Genomic DNA, 592 nt, shown 5'->3' with positions numbered 1-592 from the left:
TTAATTAATATCTTAACTAAATGCGCCCTGTAATATTGTGTGGTGGTAGTGGTAGCAGACTTTGGCCTTTATCTAAGCCAAAGCAATTTCAGAAAATATTTAGTCAGAACACTATGTTTCACAACACTTTGTTGAGGCTAAAAAGCGATTATATGCCGCCCATAATTGCTACAAATATACAGTACGAGTCATTAGTGATGGAGGAATTGCATGCACTGCAAGAATATAAAGTGATTTTCGAACCAGTGAAAATTGGAACAGCAGCGGCAATATTAATTGCTGCACTTCTCTGCAATGAAAACGAGACAATGTTAATTCTGCCTTCAGACCATTTTATAGGTGATTTGAATAGTTTTTATGCTTCTACTCAAAAAGCGTCTAAGTTAGCCTCTGAAACTAACTCTATAGTCACTTTTGGGGTTAAGCCTCATGAATTCAATTCTGAATACGGCTATATAAATGCAGTATATGATCAGAAAGAAAAATGTCATATAGTGAAAGATTTTACAGAAAAGCCCGAGCGTAAGTTAAGTAACGATCATTATTGGAACTCTGGAATATTTGTGTTTAGAGGTTGTCCGGAAACAAGTAA

1 protein-coding gene is annotated in these 592 nt (G+C 35.5%); it reads left to right on the top strand.

The features are described 5' to 3' along the window. Window positions 1-20: 20 nt before the first annotated feature. Window positions 21-592 (top strand): sugar phosphate nucleotidyltransferase (locus tag OZD62_RS01545; protein WP_275019285.1); only part of this gene is annotated, 572 nt, incomplete at its 3' end.

Origin of the sequence: Wolbachia endosymbiont of Drosophila seguyi, assembly GCF_028981765.1 — a bacterium.
Taxonomy (GTDB): Bacteria; Pseudomonadota; Alphaproteobacteria; order Rickettsiales; family Anaplasmataceae; genus Wolbachia; species Wolbachia pipientis.
The sequence above is the reverse complement of the archived record's forward strand: the minus strand, read 5'-3'. Positions and strand labels throughout refer to the sequence as shown.